This window comes from Corynebacterium sp. HMSC29G08, assembly GCF_001806875.1.
GTDB lineage: Bacteria > Actinomycetota > Actinomycetes > Mycobacteriales > Mycobacteriaceae > Corynebacterium.
This window is the reverse complement of sequence record NZ_KV786223.1, coordinates 1-18,088: the sequence shown is the minus strand read 5'-3', so window position 1 is coordinate 18,088 and position 18,088 is coordinate 1. Positions and strand designations below refer to the sequence as shown.

General features: G+C 61.7%; 21 protein-coding genes. 9 read left to right on the top strand and 12 right to left on the bottom strand.

Annotation, left to right across the window (positions count from 1 at the left end):
- Positions 1-19: 19 nt before the first annotated feature.
- Positions 20-1,213, top strand: coding sequence for an imidazolonepropionase (hutI, locus tag HMPREF3101_RS03145; RefSeq protein ID WP_070462478.1), 1,194 nt, complete (start codon positions 20-22; stop codon positions 1,211-1,213).
- On the opposite strand, the gene HMPREF3101_RS03140 is transcribed toward hutI, so the two are convergent.
- Positions 1,210-2,133, bottom strand: coding sequence for a DUF5926 family protein (locus tag HMPREF3101_RS03140; RefSeq protein ID WP_083280058.1), 924 nt, complete (start codon positions 2,131-2,133; stop codon positions 1,210-1,212). The genes hutI and HMPREF3101_RS03140 overlap by 4 nt on opposite strands.
- A 21-nt stretch (positions 2,134-2,154) precedes the next feature.
- On the bottom strand, positions 2,155-2,835 hold the full coding sequence (locus HMPREF3101_RS03135; protein ID WP_083280057.1) for a glycerophosphodiester phosphodiesterase: 681 nt from the start codon (positions 2,833-2,835) through the stop codon (positions 2,155-2,157).
- Between HMPREF3101_RS03135 and HMPREF3101_RS03130 the strand changes: the two genes are divergently transcribed.
- Complete coding sequence (locus HMPREF3101_RS03130) at positions 2,834-4,714, top strand: alpha/beta-hydrolase family protein (protein ID WP_070462474.1); 1,881 nt, start codon at positions 2,834-2,836, stop codon at positions 4,712-4,714. The two genes, HMPREF3101_RS03135 and HMPREF3101_RS03130, sit on opposite strands and share 2 nt — an antisense overlap.
- Here the strand turns inward: HMPREF3101_RS03130 and msrA are convergent.
- Positions 4,711-5,364, bottom strand: coding sequence for a peptide-methionine (S)-S-oxide reductase MsrA (gene msrA / locus HMPREF3101_RS03125; protein WP_070462472.1), 654 nt, complete (start codon positions 5,362-5,364; stop codon positions 4,711-4,713). The two genes, HMPREF3101_RS03130 and msrA, sit on opposite strands and share 4 nt — an antisense overlap.
- A gap of 89 nt (positions 5,365-5,453) precedes the next feature.
- On the opposite strand from msrA, the gene HMPREF3101_RS03120 reads away from it, so the two are divergent.
- Both HMPREF3101_RS03120 and HMPREF3101_RS03115 read left to right on the top strand, forming a co-directional pair.
- Positions 5,454-6,056, top strand: a complete 603-nt coding sequence (locus tag HMPREF3101_RS03120; protein WP_070462470.1) for a superoxide dismutase — start codon at positions 5,454-5,456, stop codon at positions 6,054-6,056.
- Between the two features lie 54 nt (positions 6,057-6,110).
- Positions 6,111-7,286, top strand: coding sequence for an MFS transporter (locus tag HMPREF3101_RS03115; RefSeq protein ID WP_070462468.1), 1,176 nt, complete (start codon positions 6,111-6,113; stop codon positions 7,284-7,286).
- Here HMPREF3101_RS03115 and HMPREF3101_RS03110 read toward each other — a convergent pair.
- Complete coding sequence (locus HMPREF3101_RS03110; protein WP_070462467.1) at positions 7,283-8,788, bottom strand: TM0106 family RecB-like putative nuclease; 1,506 nt, start codon at positions 8,786-8,788, stop codon at positions 7,283-7,285. The two genes, HMPREF3101_RS03115 and HMPREF3101_RS03110, sit on opposite strands and share 4 nt — an antisense overlap.
- Before the next feature lie 56 nt (positions 8,789-8,844).
- On the opposite strand from HMPREF3101_RS03110, the gene HMPREF3101_RS03105 reads away from it, so the two are divergent.
- Entirely contained in the window at positions 8,845-9,231 is a 387-nt protein-coding gene (locus HMPREF3101_RS03105) for a DUF6474 family protein (RefSeq protein ID WP_141737332.1), read from the top strand.
- Between the two features lie 154 nt (positions 9,232-9,385).
- Here HMPREF3101_RS03105 and HMPREF3101_RS03100 read toward each other — a convergent pair whose 3' ends face one another.
- Both HMPREF3101_RS03100 and HMPREF3101_RS03095 read right to left on the bottom strand, forming a co-directional pair.
- Positions 9,386-10,045 carry a response regulator transcription factor gene (locus tag HMPREF3101_RS03100; protein WP_070462463.1) on the bottom strand — a complete coding sequence of 220 codons (660 nt, stop codon included), beginning with the start codon at positions 10,043-10,045 and terminating at the stop codon, positions 9,386-9,388.
- Between the two features lie 17 nt (positions 10,046-10,062).
- On the bottom strand, positions 10,063-11,298 hold the full coding sequence (locus tag HMPREF3101_RS03095; protein WP_070462461.1) for a sensor histidine kinase: 1,236 nt from the start codon (positions 11,296-11,298) through the stop codon (positions 10,063-10,065).
- Between HMPREF3101_RS03095 and HMPREF3101_RS03090 the strand changes: the two genes are divergently transcribed.
- Positions 11,297-11,869: a DUF2020 domain-containing protein gene (locus tag HMPREF3101_RS03090; RefSeq protein WP_070462460.1), complete on the top strand. Its 573-nt coding sequence runs from the start codon at positions 11,297-11,299 to the stop codon at positions 11,867-11,869. The genes HMPREF3101_RS03095 and HMPREF3101_RS03090 overlap by 2 nt on opposite strands.
- Positions 11,866-12,870, top strand: coding sequence for a TIGR00730 family Rossman fold protein (locus HMPREF3101_RS11675; protein WP_246816628.1), 1,005 nt, complete (start codon positions 11,866-11,868; stop codon positions 12,868-12,870). Before HMPREF3101_RS03090 ends, HMPREF3101_RS11675 begins: the two co-directional genes overlap by 4 nt.
- A gap of 20 nt (positions 12,871-12,890) precedes the next feature.
- Here HMPREF3101_RS11675 and HMPREF3101_RS12055 read toward each other — a convergent pair whose 3' ends face one another.
- Both HMPREF3101_RS12055 and HMPREF3101_RS03080 read right to left on the bottom strand, forming a co-directional pair.
- Positions 12,891-13,043: a hypothetical protein gene (locus tag HMPREF3101_RS12055; protein ID WP_168160148.1), complete on the bottom strand. Its 153-nt coding sequence runs from the start codon at positions 13,041-13,043 to the stop codon at positions 12,891-12,893.
- 17 nt (positions 13,044-13,060) lie between these two features.
- A complete protein-coding gene (locus tag HMPREF3101_RS03080; protein ID WP_371327065.1) occupies positions 13,061-13,942 on the bottom strand; it encodes a class E sortase in 882 nt (293 codons plus the stop codon).
- Between the two features lie 181 nt (positions 13,943-14,123).
- Here HMPREF3101_RS03080 and HMPREF3101_RS03075 point away from each other — a divergent pair, with 181 nt between their 5' ends.
- Positions 14,124-14,534, top strand: coding sequence for a YidC/Oxa1 family membrane protein insertase (locus HMPREF3101_RS03075; RefSeq protein ID WP_070462458.1), 411 nt, complete (start codon positions 14,124-14,126; stop codon positions 14,532-14,534).
- Positions 14,535-14,594: 60 nt separating this feature from the next.
- Here the strand turns inward: HMPREF3101_RS03075 and HMPREF3101_RS03070 are convergent, their stop codons facing one another.
- The 4 genes from HMPREF3101_RS03070 to HMPREF3101_RS12050 all read right to left on the bottom strand — a co-directional run bounded on the left by HMPREF3101_RS03070 (position 14,595) and on the right by HMPREF3101_RS12050 (position 16,804).
- On the bottom strand, positions 14,595-15,227 hold the full coding sequence (locus tag HMPREF3101_RS03070; RefSeq protein ID WP_070462457.1) for a TetR/AcrR family transcriptional regulator: 633 nt from the start codon (positions 15,225-15,227) through the stop codon (positions 14,595-14,597).
- A 151-nt stretch (positions 15,228-15,378) separates the two neighbouring features.
- Positions 15,379-15,648, bottom strand: a complete 270-nt coding sequence (locus HMPREF3101_RS03065) for a GlsB/YeaQ/YmgE family stress response membrane protein (RefSeq protein WP_070462456.1) — start codon at positions 15,646-15,648, stop codon at positions 15,379-15,381.
- Between the two features lie 62 nt (positions 15,649-15,710).
- A complete protein-coding gene (locus HMPREF3101_RS03060) occupies positions 15,711-16,619 on the bottom strand; it encodes a universal stress protein (RefSeq protein ID WP_070462455.1) in 909 nt (302 codons plus the stop codon).
- 38 nt (positions 16,620-16,657) lie between these two features.
- Complete coding sequence (locus HMPREF3101_RS12050; RefSeq protein ID WP_168160147.1) at positions 16,658-16,804, bottom strand: hypothetical protein; 147 nt, start codon at positions 16,802-16,804, stop codon at positions 16,658-16,660.
- Positions 16,805-16,914: 110 nt separating this feature from the next.
- Here HMPREF3101_RS12050 and HMPREF3101_RS03055 point away from each other — a divergent pair, with 110 nt between their 5' ends.
- Positions 16,915-17,784 carry a pseudouridine synthase gene (locus HMPREF3101_RS03055; RefSeq protein ID WP_371327064.1) on the top strand — a complete coding sequence of 290 codons (870 nt, stop codon included), beginning with the start codon at positions 16,915-16,917 and terminating at the stop codon, positions 17,782-17,784.
- The last annotated feature ends 304 nt before the right edge of the window (positions 17,785-18,088 follow it).

The following is an 18,088-nucleotide window of genomic DNA, read 5'->3' as shown; positions in this document are numbered from 1 at the left end:
CACCCAACGAAAGGCACCCATGAGCACCTTTATTACCGGTATTTCTGAGCTGCGGACCGTCTCTGAGCTGGGCACGATCAAGGGAGCTTCCTTGCTTATCGACGCCGGCGTGATCACCTGGGTCGGCCCCACCGGCGAAGCCCCCGCGGAGGCCAAAGACGCGGATGAAACCGTGGACGTTGGTGGGCGCGCGGTGTTGCCCGGTTGGGTGGATTCGCACACGCACATGGTGTTTGACGGCAACCGCGCCGAGGAGTTCGAGGCCCGCATGGCCGGCGAGTCCTACGCAGCTGGTGGGATCGCGGTGACTATGGAGGCCACCCGCTCCGCCGACGAGGAGCGCCTGGATAAGTTGGTGGCGCAGCGTGTGGCCGCAGGTCATGCGGGTGGCACCACCACCTTTGAGACTAAAACTGGCTACGGGCTAAACGTCGCCTCTGAGGCGGAGGCCGCGCGGGTGGCTGCCCGCCACGTGGATGAGGTGACGTTTTTGGGCGCCCACCTGGTCCCGCCGGGAGCTGACGCTGATGAGTACATCGAAGAGGTCGTCGGCCCGATGCTGGACGCGGTCAAAGACCACGTGCAGTGGATCGACGTGTTCTGCGAGCGCGGCGCGTTCAACGAAGAGCAGTCTCGCCGCGTGCTTGAGGCGGGCAAAAAGGTAGGCCTGGGCGTGCGCGTGCACGGCAACCAGCTGGGCCAGGGCCCGGGTGTAAAACTTGCCGTGGAGATGGGCGCGGCCAGCGTGGACCACGTCAACTACATCTCTGATGAGGATGTGGCGCTGTTGGCCGGATCGGAGACCGTGGCCACGCTGCTGCCAGCCTGTGACCTGTCCACGCGCGAGGATCTCGCACCGGCGCGTCGCCTGGTGGACGCGGGTGTGACCGTCGCCATCGCCTCCAACCTGAACCCGGGCACGTCCTTTACGTCCTCGATGAACTTCTGCGTGACCACCGCGGTGCTGCAGCAGTACCTCACGCTCGACGAGGCGATCGAAGCCGCCACCACGGGTGGCGCGCAGGCTCTGCGTCGCCACAACGTCGGCGGCGGCAAGGACCCGCAGGGCCGCCCGGCTAAGGGCACGCTGGTGCCCGGCGCGGCCGCGGACCTGCACATCCTGGATGCGGAGAACGCCATCAACCTGGCCTACCGCCCAGGTATGCCGATTACGTGGCAGACCTGGGTGGCCGGCACGAAGGTCTACGGCTAAATAGTCACCTGACGGGACTTAATATTGTCCAGTTGTTTGCGCTCGTCTGCAGATAATGCAGCGTCGTTGGCGTACTCTGCCTCGATCGCCTTGTTCAACGTCACCAGCGCATCAACGTAGGAAGCCGCATCCACAGACGGGTCCAGGTCCCACACCGGCACAACCACGCCGTGGGTGCGGAACGCGCCTGCGAACTTGGTGCCCTCGCCCAGGTTCAGTTCACCGCGGGCAGCGATGCGTGCCAGGGCGTTGAGCATCTGGTTTTCGTTCTCCTCCGGGCGCACCCAGCGGATATGCGCCTTGCCGCCGCCCGGGTTGACCCACCATGCAGTACCCGGAACATCTGCCTTGACCTGTGTGGACGGCAAGACAGCGTCGTTCGCGCGGGCCATTGCCTGGCGGATTTCTGGGCTGACATCGGTGCCCTCTGCAAACCACCAGCCGAAGTCCTGGTGTTCGGTGATGGAAAGGGTCGCGTCCGCGCTGATAAGGGAGGAAAGCTCCGGCTGCGAACCATCCGCAACCGTCGAGCCCAGCGTGGAACCCGGCTCAGCATCAAGCACCCAGTTCAGCGCGTACGCCAAGTCACGGTGCGGGTTCTGGGAATGGGACTGGACCTGCAGCGCCACGAATCGCTCACTACCTTGATCCTCTGGGCGGACCATCGCCGCACCAGCACCCGGCAGCACGGTCACAATGTTGACCGGGGTGCCCTTGACCTCTACCGTTGCCACGGCGGACGGGACGAACTCCTGCAGTGCAATCAGGTCCGTCTCCATTGCCAACCCGCCATACGGGCGTGGGTCCTTTGCAAACTGTGCGCGCTCAGCTGCGCGTGCCGCAAGCTTGGCTTCGCGGCGGCTCATGCCCTCGGGCAGAACCTCTTTCTTCTTGGACTTTTTTGGTTTCCTTGGTGCCATGCTTCGAAATCGTACCTAGTGTTACTCGCGCGGTGACGCAAGTGTCTCCAGCGCGAGGTCTGGCAGGTCCGTCGCCAAAATATCCACACCGTGCTCGGCACACCACAGCATCTGCCGCGGCGTGTTCACCGTCCAGGTGTAGGTGCGTACTCCGAGGCGCCCTATCAGGGCAGGTTTTGCGTTGAGCCTGATTATGGACGGCCCAAGCCCCACCGGCGCCGCCGGCAACCACCACGTGCGCGGCCTCAGAAGAAAATAGGTATCTAGAAGCGGCGCCCTCTTACGGAAGTAGCGCACCACCCGACGTGAGAAAGAGATGATGTGGATCCGGTCTGATTCATCCAGGTCGTGGCGGCGAAGCTCCTGCAGCGTGCGCTTATGCACTTTGGTGCTGAAGCGGTTGTGTTTGATCTCCACGTAGAGGTGGTGGTCCGGGTAGTTGGCAAACATATCCAGCAGGTCACTGAACGGCATAAGCCCGTCGCTGCTGACCACTGGGTCGTGCGCTATTACGAGCTCCCCGTCCCGTGTCAGGCGCACGTCGCACTCCACCCCGTGAATGGGTAGCTCGAACGCAGCCTTGAAGGCTTCAGGAGAGTTGTCATCAAAACGGCCCGAGAATCCACGGTGAGCAACAATCAGCGGCCGCGTCGTTTCCATCACCCCACCCAGAGTACGGATATTTGAAACAATAAGGGTCATGCTTGAAAAGCTCACTGCATCACTGCGAAACGCACGCCGTAGGTATTCCGTGAGCCGCGACGGCCTGCTTGCTGTACCGATTGCGGGGCTGCAGACGTTTGCGGATCTCTCGCCGGTGCTGCGCGTGTACGGTTTGCAGCGCCTGCCCAGCAGTTTCCGCGCCGGCGCCGTGGGTGCGGAGGTGGCAACGTGGGGTGCAATCGCACCGTCGCTGCTGCCACACAAGTTGTCATTTACCGCCGTCAACGTGGCAGTGCTGCAGGGCATCGGCCATGCCGTTGCAACCGGGGTGGCTCGCCTGGCTGCCCCGGGCACGAAGCGCCGCCTGCCGGACCCGCTGCCGCTGCCGGTACGCGTAGGTGTGACCGCGCTGACAACCAGCGCGATTGCAATGGCGATTTCCCGGCGCGCCCGCCAAGAAAAGCTTGTAGAGGTTGTAGGCACCTACTCGGCCTGGGACACCATTGGTGGGCTGCTTGTTGGCACCGCGGGCTACGGCGCCATCCTTGCTGTTGGTGAGGTGGTGCAGACGTTCATTGACACATTGAACGCCCTGTTTGGTCGCCGCCTGCCGCCGGTGACCTCGTGGCCGCTTGCCATTGCGGGTGGCGGCGCCATCATTTTCCTGTTCGCGGACAAGGTTGTGGTGCGCCGTTTCTTCTCCCGCGCCTCGCGCCAGGCACTCGAGCTGGATCGCGCGTTTATGCGCGGGGCAGATCGTCCTCTTCAGCCTGAGCGCTCCGGCTCCCCCGCGTCCCTGGTGAGCTGGCTTTCTTTGGGACGCCAAGGGCGCGCCACCGTCGCCGGCGGCCCCCGCGCCGAGCACCTGCGTCGCGTTTTGGGCGAGGCTGAGGTGCTTGAGCCGATTCGCGTGGTGGTGGGCCTGCACGACACCGAGCCAAATGAAACGCCCGATTTCGAGGCCATGGCCGAAGAAGCTGTCGCGGAACTGCATCGCACCGGCGCGTTTGAGCGCAGCCACATCGCGATCATGTCTGGGGCGGGCACAGGCTGGATCAATGATTTCCATACTTCTGGTTTTGAGTTTGTTACCCGTGGTGACAGCGCGATCGTGTCCATGCAGTATTCATTCCTGCCGTCCGCCTATTCCTACGTTGCGGACCATATCTCCCCGGTGCGCTCCACCCGTATCTTGGCTCAAGCGGTGCTGCGTGAGTTGGAGAAACTCCCCCCTGCCAAGCGCCCGAAGCTCTACCTCGGCGGTGAATCCTTGGGGGCCTATGCGGTGAGCGACGTCTTCGAGTCCGTCGACGAGTTCCTCCACGGCACCTCCGGCGGCGTATTCACCGGCGTACCCGGGTTTGCCCGCAACCACGCTGAGTTCACCCGTGCGCGGGAGAAGGGAAGCCCGCAGCGCTTGCCGCTTGTCGACGGCGGACGCAACACCCGCTTCACCGCCCACCCCGACCACCTGCACCACGATTTCAAGGGCGATGCCTATGAGCACGAGTGGGTGGAGCCACGCTACGTGTTTGCACAGCATGCCTCTGACCCGGTGACTTGGTGGGAGCCGAGCCTGTTGTGGCGCGCCCCGGACTGGCTGCGTGAACCGGGATCGCGCGGGGTTCCAGCACCCGAGGCGCAAAAGCTGGATGTACTGCACACGCTGCGCTGGCTGCCGCTGATCACGTTCTGGCAGGTAGGCATGGACCAGCTCGCGTCCCAGGACGTGCCCTCACCACACGGGCACAACTACCACGACGAGACGGTGGACTACTGGAACGCCGTGGTCCACGGCGTCGACGGCGATCGTGCATTGAGCAAGGGACAGCTGGCGCGCGCCTCGCAGTGGATCCACAACGACGCGGTCAAGCTGCGCAAACCCGCCGATGGCTTCCCCTCAAAGTACGGCTATTAGATCCCGCAGGCAACGCCCGTGGAGTGGTGCGGGCAGTAGCCATTGGGCACCTTGTGCAGGTACTGCTGGTGCTCGTCCTCAGCAAGGAAATACTGCACGCCGTCCTTCTCTACGGACTTGACCTCAGTGGTGATGTCGCCGTAGCCCGCGTCTTTCAGGTCCGCGCCGTACTGAGTGATCCACTCGCGGATCTGCTCGGCTTCTTTTTCCGTGTCGCTGTAAAACGCGGAACGATACTGCGTGCCCACGTCATTGCCCTGGCGGAAGCCCTGCGTTGGGTCGTGCGCTTCAAGCGCCACCTTGACCAGCTCTTTCAGGGAAACCTTCTCCGGGTCATAGACCACCTCTACAAGCTCCACGTGGTTGGTCTGTCCCGAGCACACCTCCCGGTACGTCGGGTTCGGGGTCTGCCCGCCGCCGTAGCCCACGCTGGTGGACTCCACACCACCTAGCTGCCAGTACATTTTCTCCGCACCCCAGAAGCAGCCGATACCGATCAGGATGCGTTTCTGGCCGTCGCGCCACGGGCCGGTAATAGGCGTGTCCAACACCGCGTGCGGACGCGGTTGCGTAAGCACGGGGTCGGGGCGGCCGGGGAGGGCCACGGTAGCGTCGACAAGCTGAGGCTCAGGAGCAAAAAGGAATCCCATATCTCCTACAACGACTTCGGCCACAACACTGTTCCCAAATTTTCTCTACGATGGTTGCCGTACACGAAACCGAATGAAAGGAAATGATCATGGCTGTTTACGAGCTTCCTGATCTCCCGTACGCATACGACGCACTTGAGCCGCACATCTGCGAAGAGATTATGACCCTGCACCACGACAAGCACCACGCTAACTACGTCGCTGGCGCAAACGCAGCACTCGAGGCACTTGAGGCAGAGCGCAACGGTGAGGCAAACGCCGACCGTATCCGCGCACTGTCCAAGAACCTTGCGTTTAACCTGGGTGGCCACACCAACCACTCCATCTTCTGGAAGAACATGGCACCGAACGCTGGCGGTAACCCGACCGGCGCAATCGCTGAGGCTATTGACCGTGACTTTGGCTCCTTCGAGGGCTTTAAGAAGCAGTTCACTGCAGTTGCTAACGGCCTGCAGGGCTCCGGCTGGGCAGTTGCTGGCTACGACCACGTCGCTGGCCGCCTGATCATCCAGCAGATGACTGACCAGCAGGGCAACATCTCCGTAGACTTTACCCCGGTTCTCATGCTGGACATGTGGGAGCACGCGTTCTACCTGCAGTACAAGAACGTCAAGGCTGACTACGTTAAGGCTTGGTGGAACGTTGTGAACTGGGACGACGTCAACGAGCGTTATGCAAAGGCTTCCGCATAAGCCTGTAGCGCACACGCTTGCGTTTGAGCTCAGGGAGGTCCACCATAGTGACCTATGAGAAAAGGCACCCCTGAGTACAGGCGCGCGACAGTGGCCATGCTCTTTGTGGGCTTGGCCATTTTTTCGTCTCTGTACCTGACCCAGGCGCTGCTTCCCATCCTCACCCGTGAGCTGCACACCACGCCATCAACCGCCGCGTGGACTGTCTCCGCCGCAACGGGTGCACTGGCACTGTGCGTCGTGCCGGCGTCCATCCTGAGCGAGAAGTTTGGCCGCGGACGGGTTATGACCATCTCCGCCGTCACCGCCACCGCGCTGGGGTTTGCCGTGGCCCTGTCACAAAACATCGAGCAAATGATCGTGCTGCGCGCACTCCAAGGCATGCTGCTGGCAGGCACACCTGCGGTGGCCATGGCGTGGCTGTCCGAAGAGCTTGACCAGCGCGACCTGCCCGGCGCGATTGGTCTCTACATCGCCGGAAACACTATCGGCGGGCTCATGGGGCGCCTCATCCCCTCCTTTGTGCTGGAGGTGGCCTCGTGGCGGTGGGCTGTTGCTGCCACCGCCACCGTCAGTCTTTCACTGGCGATTGCCGCCTGGTGGCTGCTACCGGAGCAGCGCAACTTCCGCCCCAAGACGAGCATCCGGCCCGGTGCGGAGTTCCGCGCTATCGCAGGACATCTGATTAACCCGCGGATTGTGGCCCTGGCCAGCACTGCGTTTTTGGGCATGGGCGTATTCGTGTCCATGTACAACTTCTTCGGCTTCCGCGCCATCAACGACTTTGGCCTGCCGCCGTCGCTGGCGGGTCTGACCTTCCTGCTGTACTTATCCGGGACGTGGTCAAGCGCCAGGGCCGGGACGTTTGTAGGCCGCTTCGGCCGGGGTCGCGTGGTTGCTTTCGGTGCAGCAATGATGCTGGTCGGCGCCCTGATCGGTGCAAGCGCAAACCTATGGATCACGTTGATCGGCCTGCTGATCTTCACCGCCAGCTTCTTCGCTATGCACTCCACGGCAACCGGCTGGGTGGGCCAGATCGCTGAGCGCGACCGTGCGGAGGCCTCCAGCCTGTACGTGTTCTCCTACTACATGGGCTCTTCCATCCTGGGTGCGGCAACGGGTCGCGCTTTTGAGGCGCTGCCGTGGGCAGGCTTCATGGGCGCGCTCGCCTTGTTGCTGGCGGTGCTGACTACCGTTGCCGTGTGGTTGGCAGTGCGAGAGCGCCGTTAATCGCGCATCTGATCAATAAGCGGTACGCCCGGTGCGCCGTTGCTTAAGAAGTCGCGCACGGCGCGGGTGGCGCGACAATCGTCCTCGTTGTAGCGCAGCAGCATGTCGCGGGCGGCCTGGTTTCCAAGGCGCGCTGCGCGCCGTAAAGCAATGGAGCGCTCGCCGTCCACGTCCTCGTCTTCCCAGGTGTACCCGGCCGCCGGGGCGAGCACTTTCAGCCCCAGCCCGTCGGTGCCCACTAGGTGTTTGCGTGCGTAGGCGAACACGTCGACCCATTCATCGCTTCCCAGAAACGCCGCTACTTCCGCCGCATCCACAGAGTCAAATCGCTTCGCTGAGCTGCGCATCCAATAGTTCTCACCTCCCGCCGCGAAGCAGTACGCCCGGAACGTTTGCCCCGCAGCGCTCGCTGCTTGCTTGCGTCCACGCAACCACCCCCAGAACTGCCCAAAGTTGCGCTCCTCCGCCGCCGAATCAGCGCCGCCAACTTCATCCCATGTGACAAAGGAGTAGTAGCGCTGGCCATCAAACGCGCCCCACAAGTAGGCGCCTTGGTCCAGGTAGGCCTCCATATCAATGTCAATCTCCACGTCTGCACGTGGGATGGTGATCTCGCCGGGACGGCGAAGCAGCGGGATGTCCTTGCGCCAAGCGCGGGCGATGGCGGAGGGTTCGCCCACCTCGGCACTAATAAGCTTTTGCACCGTGGTGATCCCCCCATCGCGCAGCACGTCGCCGCGGCCGCCGGGCAGCACCAGCGAGATATCGTCCAGCTCCTCTAGACGAGCGCGGCACAACTCCCAGAACCGGCAGGTCGCGCACTGTTTCAGGCGTTTCGGCTCGTCAGGGATCGGGGCGGTGAGCGCCTCAATCAGCGGCGGGATGAAACGCTCCACATCCCCGATGTACGCGCACGTACGGTCCTGGCCGATTACCCCACCGCGCCCCGTAGCCTTGCCGTAATCGCGCAGCAGCAGCTCCGCGATCGCCAGGCGGTAGCCATCAACGGTGTGGTGACGCGGCTTCGCTGGCACCTCAAGCGGTGCAGAAAGCCCCAACCGGCCAACCGGGATCATCTCCATACGCGAGGTCTCATGTGGACGCGCCACCCTGTGGTTCGAGATGATCACCGGCAGGTAATCGTGGCCGTCGCGCACCAGCACGTCCACATCCGCAACCACGCGCACGCCCTCGATCTGGCCAGTCAACCTGGCATTCGTAATCACATGCGCGCCAGCGCGTACCGCGGAGATTGTGCGTGCTGCCTGCTCGTCGTCCCCACCCGCCGGGTCCACATCAACCCGGGTGAACAGTTTCCTGCGCCCATCACCCACCGCACGCTTGGTGGGAAGTGCGTTAAGGACTAGGGCGCGTGCGGCGTCGATACGCGGCTGGCGCTCCAAGGACTCTGGCAGCGGCGGGATATTCGGGTGCACCGCACGCTGGTGGAGCCTATAGCGGCAACCCACCAGATCATTCGCACGCACTTGGGCCGGGAACATCACAATGCTTGAAATGCTACCCGTCGCGCGCGCCGCACATGGGTAAGGTGGACGCCATGGGAATTCTCAAGTCCATCCGCAAGAACAGCAAAAAACAGCTGAAAAAGGTTGAAGCGGAGCTAAAAAAGGCCGAGGCTACCGCCCGCAAGCACTCCCGCGACGAGGCGAAGGCTGACCTGCGCATCGCACAACTGCTGGACAAAGCAGAAAAGCGCCTGCTGAAGGAAGAACAGAAGGGGCTCAAGCGCAAGCGCAAGCACGAAAAGGACCTGGCCAAGGCACACCTGAAGCGTATCGACGAGGCCGGCCTGACCAAAAAGAAAGCGAAGAACTTCGTAGGCGCGCTGCGCGTTCTGGTTCCGGTGCTGCTGCCGCTGATCTACAAAGGTATTACTGCGTACCAACAGCGCGAACTGGACAACCGCTCCGCCGGCCAGCGCTAGGCGCTAGGTGCTGGGTGCTGGGTGCTGGGTGCTGAACCCCGCCCAAGCCTAAAAGTCGGATAGCAAACATCGGATAACGCCGTTTTGGGCCCCATTTGGACGCTATCCGATGTCTGCTATCCGACTTTTGTGGCCTATCCGATGTTTGCGGCGGCTACAGCACGCCCATTTCGCGTGCGGACGCCACTGCGGAGGTTCGGGAACGCACACCCAACTTGTCATAAATATGCACAAGGTGGCTTTTCACCGTGGCCTCCGACAGCATAAGCTCCGCGCCGATCTCCCGATTCGAGGAGCCCGCCGCCACCAGCTGCAACACCTCCAGCTCACGCGGGGTCAGTGAGGAACGCGGGGTGCGCTCACGCGTGGCCAGCTTGTCACGCACAGTCGGGGACATCGGCTGCACAGCGTCTTCATCAGCCACATCCATGCCCGCCACGGATCGGACGGCGGCGAGGAGTTCTTCCGGCGGGGCGTCTTTCAACATGTAGCCCACCGCACCGGCCTCAATGGCGCCGAGGATGTCAGCATCCGTGTCGTAATTGGTCACCACCAGCACCTTTGGCGGGTTGGTCATGGAGCTGCGGATGGCGGCGGTGGCTTGCGCCCCCGTCATCACGCGGGTGCCCTGGGGGCCAGCACCAAAACGCAGGTCCATCAGGATCACGTCAATGCCCCCGGCCTGAGCCGTGGCAATCGCGCCTTCCGCGGTGGCTACCTCACCAACCACCATGATGTCGTCTGCCTGCTCCAGCACGGAGCGCAGGCCAAGGCGCACAATCTCATGATCATCAGCCAGTAACACGCGAATCATGCCATCATCCTAACTGTCTAGTCCGAACTATCTACAGCACCGTCCACAGGCACCGCCACGGATAGCGCCGTCGGCCCGCCCGGCGCGGACTCAATGGTCAACTCCCCGCCAAGTTCTGCGGCGCGCGAACGCATCGCATCCAAGCCGAGATGGCCCAGCCCGGCGGGCTTGTGGGCTTGAGCTGCAACGTCAAAACCCACCCCGTTGTCCACAACGTCCAGGCGGATCTCCTCAGGCTCATACGTGAGTGTTATCCGCACGCGGCTGGCACCCGAGTGCTGCACGGCGTTGGACACCGCACCCTGGGCGATGCGCAGCAGCCCGGCCTCTACACGCATGAGCAGTTTCTGCGGCTCACCATGGGTTTCCACCTGGATGTCCATGTCGCTGGCCTGTGCAAAGTCCGCGGCAATACGGCCCAGGGCTTCGCTTATCGACGCCTCACGCAACCCCGCCGGCGTCAACGCCGCAATCATCGCGCGCGTCTCCGCCAGGTTGTTAGACGCCGCCCGACGCGCAGCCTCCATCCGGCGCAGCGGCTGCACAAGCTGCTCTTCATCCACGTCGAGGCCACCCAAGTCCCGCTCAGCGGCGTGCAGCAGCATTTGGATAGAGGACAAGTTCTGCGCCACCGTGTCATGGATCTCGTGCGCCAGGCGTTCGCGCTCCTGCGCTACACCGGCTTCGCGTTCAGACTCGGCGAGTTGTTCGCGGGTGGACAACAATTCGTCGATAAGCAAAAGCCTCTCGCGGCTCACCCGGCCGATGGTGGTGAACGCATAGTTGATCGCCACCACCACAACAGCGGACAGCGCTGGGCCCATGATCCCGCCGAGGCTCAGACCGGTAGGGATTTGAAAAATGATGCTGATGGCCAGGTCAATGGCCACAAACACTAAGCCCCGCCAGTCATTAAACGCCCGCAGGGAAACAAAGAACAGCAGAAACACCCAATAAATGGCCACCGGCGAGATGGTCATGTCTGAAATCCACACCGCTGTGACCGAGCTGAGCCACACTAGCTTGCCCAACGTGCCCCACCGCGGCATCTCCACCATGCCGTAGAACAACAGGAACGAAAACGCGGTGACCAACACAATGTGCAGCAACGCCTCATTCAACGGCATCCGGGCAAGCGCGAGCAGGGACACCAACACCAGACTCACGGCCAGCACGGTCACACCGGAGTCAATGGCTTTGTTGTCTGGGATGTCTGCGGGTTCCCGCTCCAACATCACTAGTCTGGAGCTCATGCGTTTGAGACTACCCACCCTGCTCCTGTGCGCGGCCCTGGCGGGGTGCGCGGGCGGCGACAACCCCGGCACGGACAGTGCGTCGGACAATCCCGACGCACCGGAAAGCGTCGAATCTCCCGCCGGCGACGGCCTGCCGTTAGACGCACTGCCGGGCACAGACCGCAACGGCTGGGTCGACTGCCCCTACCTGGACACGCAATGGGTGGCAGACACCAACGGCCAACGCGTCACAGGCGTAGGCATCGACGAACGCTTCAACCCACCCGCCTGCCAATACTGGTCCTATCCCCCAGAGCCGCAACTGACCGTGTTTGTGCGCCACATGCCCAGCCCACCAGAAGCGATGGCAGTAGTGGACTGGGCCATGCCAATAGACACCACCGCACCCGCCGACCAGCCAGAAGGGTGGAACGGCGGACGCCACGGAGGCGGCGACGTGCCCGGCCGCCTCGGTGCCGGCTACGCCGTAGCACACGGCAACACGGCAGTAGTGGTGTTTACCAACCAGAACGAATCCGTCAAGGCACAGCTTGTTGCGGAGCAAGTTATCGCTAACCTGGGACTGTGACTCAACCAGTGACTCAACCAGCGACTCAACCAAACATCCGCGTCGCCGCCGTAGTGATCCGCAACCCCCAGGGCGCGGTGCTGTGCGTGCGTAAAAAGTCCAGCCCCCGCTTCCAGCTACCGGGCGGCAAGCTTGAAGCAGGCGAATCGCCGCTGGACGCGGCCCTGCGCGAAACGTTAGAAGAGGTCGGTCTCAACCTGGATCGGCACCAACTTGGGCTCCTCGGCCAGTTTTCTGCCGAGGCATCCAACGAGCCCGGCCACACGGTGACCTCTACTGTCTTCGCAGCCCCAGCCGACGTGCTGGAGCGGGTGGGCGCCCAGCCGCAGCCGGCCGCTGAAATCGCTGAGGTGGACTGGATCCACCCGGCGGATACCGCTGGTTATGAGCTTGCGCCGCTGCTTGCCACCCGTATCTTCCCGGCGCTTCGCCCACGCGCCCTCAAGGCGGTTACAGTCTTCGCCGGCGCCCGCGACGCCACCGACCCCGCCACGAGCGAACTTGCCTACGCGCTCGGCCAGGCACTTGCCAAGGCCGGCATCACGCTGGTCTACGGCGGCTCCAAGCTGGGACTCATGGGCCAGGTCGCCTCCGGCGCGCATGACGCGGGCGGTCGCACCCACGGCGTGCTCACCACACACCTGGCCAACTATGAGCTGAAGTATGACGAGCTAGATGAACTTGAACTGGTTGGCACCATGGCGGAGCGTAAAATCCGCATGAGCGAGCTTGCGGACGGCATCATCGCACTCCCCGGCGGCGTGGGCACGCTTGATGAGCTCTTTGATGCCTGGACGTCCCAACAACTCGGCCTCAACCCCATCCCCATCGGGCTGCTGGGCTCCGAGTTCTGGCGCCCGCTTACCACCATGGTGGATCATATGGTTGCCCAGGGCTTCGTGCGGGCTACGGACCGGGAGCATTTACTGCTTGACGACGCCCCCGCGAACCTCCTCACCCGCTTCCAAACCTGGATTCCGCCAGTACCCCGCTGGATCTAAACGGCGGCTTAAACAGCGACTTAAACAGCGACGTCGTTGTACGGCATGAACGAGGACACCCAGGGAAACACCACGTTCATCAGAAGCAGGAACACCGCCACCACAATCACGATGGTGATCAGCCACTTCACCGGCGGGGTGCCGGGCAGTTTGCTCCACAAGTACGAGTACATGTCCTAGCGCCTTTCCGTTAGCCTTCAGTCATTGCAGCGGGCAGTTCACCACTACCGTCCGGGGTTTTGGGCATCGCCTCCGTCTTCACCGCGTGGACGATCATGCGCTCCTTGTTGGAGAACTGCGGGTGGCACGTAGTCAACGTCAGGATGGACTCCATGCCCGGCACCACTTCCGTCGACGGGGTTTCCGGCATGGGGTTGACCACGTTGATGTCATTCGGCAGCGTGATGTGTCGGCCAAGCACCGATGCATAGTCGCCGGTTGCCATGCGTTCGTTGAGCTCGGGTGGGAGGCACGTGGACGTCGATAAGCGACGAAGCTCCGCATCCCCCTCCATCGGCAACACGCGGTAGGTGACCCACTGGGTCTGAGTCTCAACCACAATCGCGTCGCAGGCATTGAGCTGGCCTAGGTCGTTAAACGGCGCGCCTTTGCCCACGCGGTGACCTGCCACGGCGAAGTTGCCAGGTTCACCAGGCATCTGCGTGCCGGGGTAGCGACCTGGGCCGGCGAGCAGCGCCGTCGGATCCACACCCTCAATGATGGCGAAGCGGTAATCCGGGCCAAAGGAGGGAATGTACATGCGGGCAAACGCATCACCCTCCACTGGCGCGTGCACGGAGCGGGGGTTGACCCAGTTTTCCTCCCACACCTCTTCAAGCCGCGACTGCGCATCATCTTGCATCTTGCCGGAGGCAATGTTGGTCCAAAACGACTCATAGAACGCAAACAGCAACAGCACCGCACCGACGGTCAGCAGCACCTCACCAATGACCAGGCCAGGGGTGATGCGCACGGACTTGCGTGCCTTGTTGCCTGAGTTCTCGCTCAAGTTTTCGCTCAAGTTTTCACTCGGCCAAAACGGTTGAGGTGCCCCGCCCGTTGCCGCTCCCATGGTTGCCGATTGCATGGCCTAACATTAACGCACATGCTGGAAATGCTCGTGTACCCAGTGTCAGCCGTGATGAAGTTCTGGCACTGGCTGCTGGCCGGGGTCCTCGGCGCGGAGTCGAGCGCCGCATAGGTTGCCTCGCTGTTTCTGCTGGTGATCTCCGTGCGCTTGCTGATTTTGCCCTTTGCGTGCGGAACAGGAGGCGCGCAAGCAGATCCAAAAAGATCACGGATACAACCGACTTGCCGGCTGCGTGCCGGTGTTTGTACAGGTCCCGGTGTTTCTTGGTTTGTACCAGCTGTTGCAGTGGATGTCTGTACCGGATGCCTCTGCGGGCCGCAAGATCGGCGTGCTTGCAGACGCCGAGATTGCCTCCTTCCGCGACACCACATTTTTCGACGTACCGCTTTCCGCCTACGTAGCCATGGATGAGTCCCAGTTCGCATTCCTTGGCACTACTCAGGAGGCCACGCTGAAAGTGGCGCTGCCGTTTATCGTCATGGCTGCGGTGTTTACCTCCGGAAACCTGCTGATTAACCAGGTCCGCAACCGCACGATGCTGGAGCGAGCGCTCAGCGGCACGGCGCGAGCTTGAGCTGCTGCGCAAAAAGGAGCGCGAAGAGCAAAAGGCTGCTGGACAGGCCGACGAGCAGGATTAGATCGAGTAGTCTGCGGGGGGCGCGCCGAGTTCGTTCTTGGCTAATTCGCGGGCTTTCTCCAAGGGAGTAACGCTCTGGGTAAACCGTGCACCCGCCAAGCCACCATCCAAGTAGATCAGCAGTTCATCGGCCTGCGCTGCAGAGTCGTAGCCGTTCTTTTCCGTCAAAAGGCGGGTGAGCGTGGAGTGCATCCAACGCCTGTGGTCCAGGCTGGTTTCCACAATGCGTTTTTCAGACTCGGTTTCCGGACGCGGGTATTCGGTTGCCGCGTTGAAGAAGGGGGATCCGCGGAAGTTCTTCTCCGGCTCTTCATCAATCGCCATGTCAAAAAAGACGAGGATTTTTCCATCCAAGTCCGGCGCCTGGTCGGCGCGTTCCTGCCAGCGTTGACGATACTGCTCGTCCATACGCTCAAGGTAGGCAACCACCAGGTTGTCTTTAGAGCCCAGCAGGGAATACAGGGAGGCTTTGGCCACGTCTGCTTCGCGCAGCACGCGGTCGATACCGATGACGCGGATGCCTTCCTCGTTGAAAAGCTTCGTCGCCGCGTCCAGAAGGCGCTGCCTCGGGCTCGGTCGATTACGACGCCGCGGAGCAGGCTTCTTCTTTGCCGCGTCTGAGGATGCCACCTACGTTTCCCTTTCTTATAGACAAACCGGTACGTTCATATTACTCCGGGTGGCAAATCGTGCAATGAGCACCAACAAATAAATTCCCCCGGAGCTACCTTTCAAGTAACCCGGGGGAATCTCTAACTACGTCAAACGCTACATGCGTGGACTATTTCTTATGACCGGTAACCTTGTTCACAATCCACAGCAACACCACCGCACCCAGCAGGCACGTGAGGAAGCTAAAGATAAAGCCACGGTCCGCAACCTGGAAGCCAACCAAGGTAAGCAGCCAGCCGCCGATGAGGCCGCCGACAATACCAACAAGGATGTTCAAACCAATACCCATCTGGGCATCACGGTTTTGAATCCTAGAGGCTACCCAGCCAGCCAGGCCGCCGAGAATAATCCAGCCAAGAAATCCAAGAGTAGGAGTCATAGTTTCAGTGTCCTTTCACAAATAATTGGTATGACTACTTGCCAAGATCCCATTATGCCCTTCTAGGCGTTGTACCGCACGACCATCATCGGGCACGGTGCTGACTGAAGCAGCGCACGCGAGGTGGATCCAAGTAGCATTCCCTTGAAGCCACCACGGCCATGCGAGCCCGTGACCAGCAGCTGCGCGTTTTCTGCGGCTTCCGTCAGAGCACGCACCGGGCGGTCGCGGGTGATCACGCGCTTGACCTGAACGTCCGGGAATTTTTCGCCTACTTCACGCAGATAGATGTCCAGAAGTTCCGCCTGCTCGTCGTGAACCTCCTGCCAACGGTCCTCCGTGATGGCGAACCCGGCACCCGGCGCCGGTACGTGCGTATCAATCCACGTGTGCACCGCTACAAGCTCTGCGCCGCGGGCTTGTGCTTCTTCAAACGCAACTTCAGCGGCGCGCTGGGAAACCTCAGAACCGTCAATACCAACAACAACCGGGCCGTACTTGTTCGCCTCGGTCACCGCGTTATCTTCACGCACTACCACAACCGGGCAGTATGCGTGGGATACCACGGCGCCAGAGACGGAACCAAGCATCACGCCAGACAACCCGCCGAGACCGCGCGAGCCCATGGCGATCATGCCGGCATCACGAGACAACTCCAGCAGCATGTCAATCGGCGAGCTTTCCGCCACGGCGTGGCCAATACGCAGTTCAGGCGCGACTTCAAGTGCGAGCGCACGAGCGTCATCAATCTTCTGCATGGTCTCACGCTGGAGGTCATCATAGAGCTCTTGTGGCGGGACCATGCCCTCTGCGTACAGGAACTGCGGCATGGTGTAGCTAGATGCAAGGCGCAACGCTACGTTGCGCTTCGCTGCAGTGTTAGCTGCCCAACGAACTGCGTTGTTTGATGCCGGACTGCCGTCTACTGCTACAACAACGTCGGTGCTGCGTACTTGCTCTTCCTCGGACATGATCCGATCCTTTCCCTTCCTACGCTTTTACTTCCAGCTTACTTCGGCAGCTCCACGGGGTGCGCGGGTTCCGCGTTGGCGGGGTAGAACAGGTCATAGAGTGCCGCGAGGATATCGGCAATGCCTTTGCCTACACCTTCACGGAAGAAAGCCAGTACTGGTTCGAGTATTGCTGCAAGATCCATGGCCGATAATGTACTACATCATGGCACGCGCGAAACGGAAGTCTGAGCCCCCACTGCCTCCTCGGGGTGGATTGGGTGCTTCACGAGCCCGCGTTCCCGAGGGACCTGGCGTGCGCGCGATTGATTTTTTGTGGCATTTGGTTTCTACCCAGCGCCATCGTCACCCAGAGGATGACTTTTCCGCTGTTGAAGAGCGTTTTCATGCGGGGCACGTGGTGCGTCGTGACGCAACTGCTATCTCCCCGGAGGAATGGCTCGCCCCGGACACCGACGTCTTTTTCTACCGGCGGCCAGCCCCCGAAAAACCAGTGCCGTATGAAATAAGCACGGTGTTTGAGGATGACACCATTCTGGTTGTAGATAAGCCGCCTTTCTTAGCGACGATGCCACGCGCCTCCCACATCACCGAAACCGCCACCGTGCGCCTTCGCCGCGCCACGGGCAATGAGGATCTCACACCAGCTCACCGGCTGGATCGCGGCACGTCGGGGCTGTTGCTTTTTACTAAGCGACGCCACGCCCGCGGCCCTTACCAAGAACTCTTTGCCCGCCGCGAAGTGGACAAGATGTATGAGGCGATCGCGCCCTTCGTTGATGTGGCAACGCCTACCGAGTGGTCGCACCACCTGGTCAAGGTTGCTGGCGAGCCCGCCGGGTCTATCCTTGCCGACCTTGAGCCGAACTCGCATACTGAGGTTGCCGCGGTCTCCCGGCTAGATCCTGCTGAGGAACGCTCATTGCAAGAACTGTATGGAGTGGATACGCCGCTTGCCCGTTATGTGCTGCACCCGATTACTGGCCGTACGCACCAACTTCGGCTACAGATGATGGCAGAAGCCGCCCCTATTCTTGGCGACACCATCTACCCCACCCTGCTCCCGCCAGATGCAGAGGACTTTTCAACGCCGATGTGTTTGCGCTGCACGGGCTTGGCCTTTACGGACCCCCTGACTGGCGAGCCCCGCTCTTTCAGCCTGTAGACCTAACAAAAACCAGCGTCGTGATGGTCTCCTAGCACACAACGCAGAAACGGTGCTGTGTCTATACATTCGACCTGGGGGTATGCCGGCTTGTTTTCGTTATCTGCTAGTGGTCAGCCTGGTTTGCGGGGGCTCTGCTAGCACACAACACGGAAACAGTGGTGTGTCTACACATTCCACCTGGGGTTTTGCAGGCGTGGTTTCGTTATCTGCTAGTAGGCAGCCTGTCTCCGGGTGGCTTGTTGGTCTTAGGCAAGGGCATAAACGAAAAACCAGCCCTAGGCCAGGCACATTCATGTGGTGG

What these genes read in the sequence shown, in the direction of transcription:
- HMPREF3101_RS03080 (WP_371327065.1), bottom strand. Translation starts at nt 13,942, where the DNA reads ATGGGAGCGGCAACGGGCGGGGCACCTCAACCGTTTTGGCCGAGTGAA.
- HMPREF3101_RS03090 (WP_070462460.1), top strand. Translation starts at nt 11,297, where the DNA reads ATGCGTTTGAGACTACCCACCCTGCTCCTGTGCGCGGCCCTGGCGGGG.
- hutI (WP_070462478.1), top strand. Translation starts at nt 20, where the DNA reads ATGAGCACCTTTATTACCGGTATTTCTGAGCTGCGGACCGTCTCTGAG.
- HMPREF3101_RS03140 (WP_083280058.1), bottom strand. Translation starts at nt 2,133, where the DNA reads ATGGCACCAAGGAAACCAAAAAAGTCCAAGAAGAAAGAGGTTCTGCCC.
- HMPREF3101_RS03120 (WP_070462470.1), top strand. Translation starts at nt 5,454, where the DNA reads ATGGCTGTTTACGAGCTTCCTGATCTCCCGTACGCATACGACGCACTT.
- HMPREF3101_RS03110 (WP_070462467.1), bottom strand. Translation starts at nt 8,788, where the DNA reads ATGTTCCCGGCCCAAGTGCGTGCGAATGATCTGGTGGGTTGCCGCTAT.
- HMPREF3101_RS03095 (WP_070462461.1), bottom strand. Translation starts at nt 11,298, where the DNA reads ATGAGCTCCAGACTAGTGATGTTGGAGCGGGAACCCGCAGACATCCCA.
- msrA (WP_070462472.1), bottom strand. Translation starts at nt 5,364, where the DNA reads ATGGGATTCCTTTTTGCTCCTGAGCCTCAGCTTGTCGACGCTACCGTG.
- HMPREF3101_RS03100 (WP_070462463.1), bottom strand. Translation starts at nt 10,045, where the DNA reads ATGATTCGCGTGTTACTGGCTGATGATCATGAGATTGTGCGCCTTGGC.
- HMPREF3101_RS03135 (WP_083280057.1), bottom strand. Translation starts at nt 2,835, where the DNA reads ATGACCCTTATTGTTTCAAATATCCGTACTCTGGGTGGGGTGATGGAA.
- HMPREF3101_RS03115 (WP_070462468.1), top strand. Translation starts at nt 6,111, where the DNA reads ATGAGAAAAGGCACCCCTGAGTACAGGCGCGCGACAGTGGCCATGCTC.
- HMPREF3101_RS03105 (WP_141737332.1), top strand. Translation starts at nt 8,845, where the DNA reads ATGGGAATTCTCAAGTCCATCCGCAAGAACAGCAAAAAACAGCTGAAA.
- HMPREF3101_RS03060 (WP_070462455.1), bottom strand. Translation starts at nt 16,619, where the DNA reads ATGTCCGAGGAAGAGCAAGTACGCAGCACCGACGTTGTTGTAGCAGTA.
- HMPREF3101_RS03065 (WP_070462456.1), bottom strand. Translation starts at nt 15,648, where the DNA reads ATGACTCCTACTCTTGGATTTCTTGGCTGGATTATTCTCGGCGGCCTG.
- HMPREF3101_RS12050 (WP_168160147.1), bottom strand. Translation starts at nt 16,804, where the DNA reads ATGGATCTTGCAGCAATACTCGAACCAGTACTGGCTTTCTTCCGTGAA.
- HMPREF3101_RS03130 (WP_070462474.1), top strand. Translation starts at nt 2,834, where the DNA reads ATGCTTGAAAAGCTCACTGCATCACTGCGAAACGCACGCCGTAGGTAT.
- HMPREF3101_RS12055 (WP_168160148.1), bottom strand. Translation starts at nt 13,043, where the DNA reads ATGTACTCGTACTTGTGGAGCAAACTGCCCGGCACCCCGCCGGTGAAG.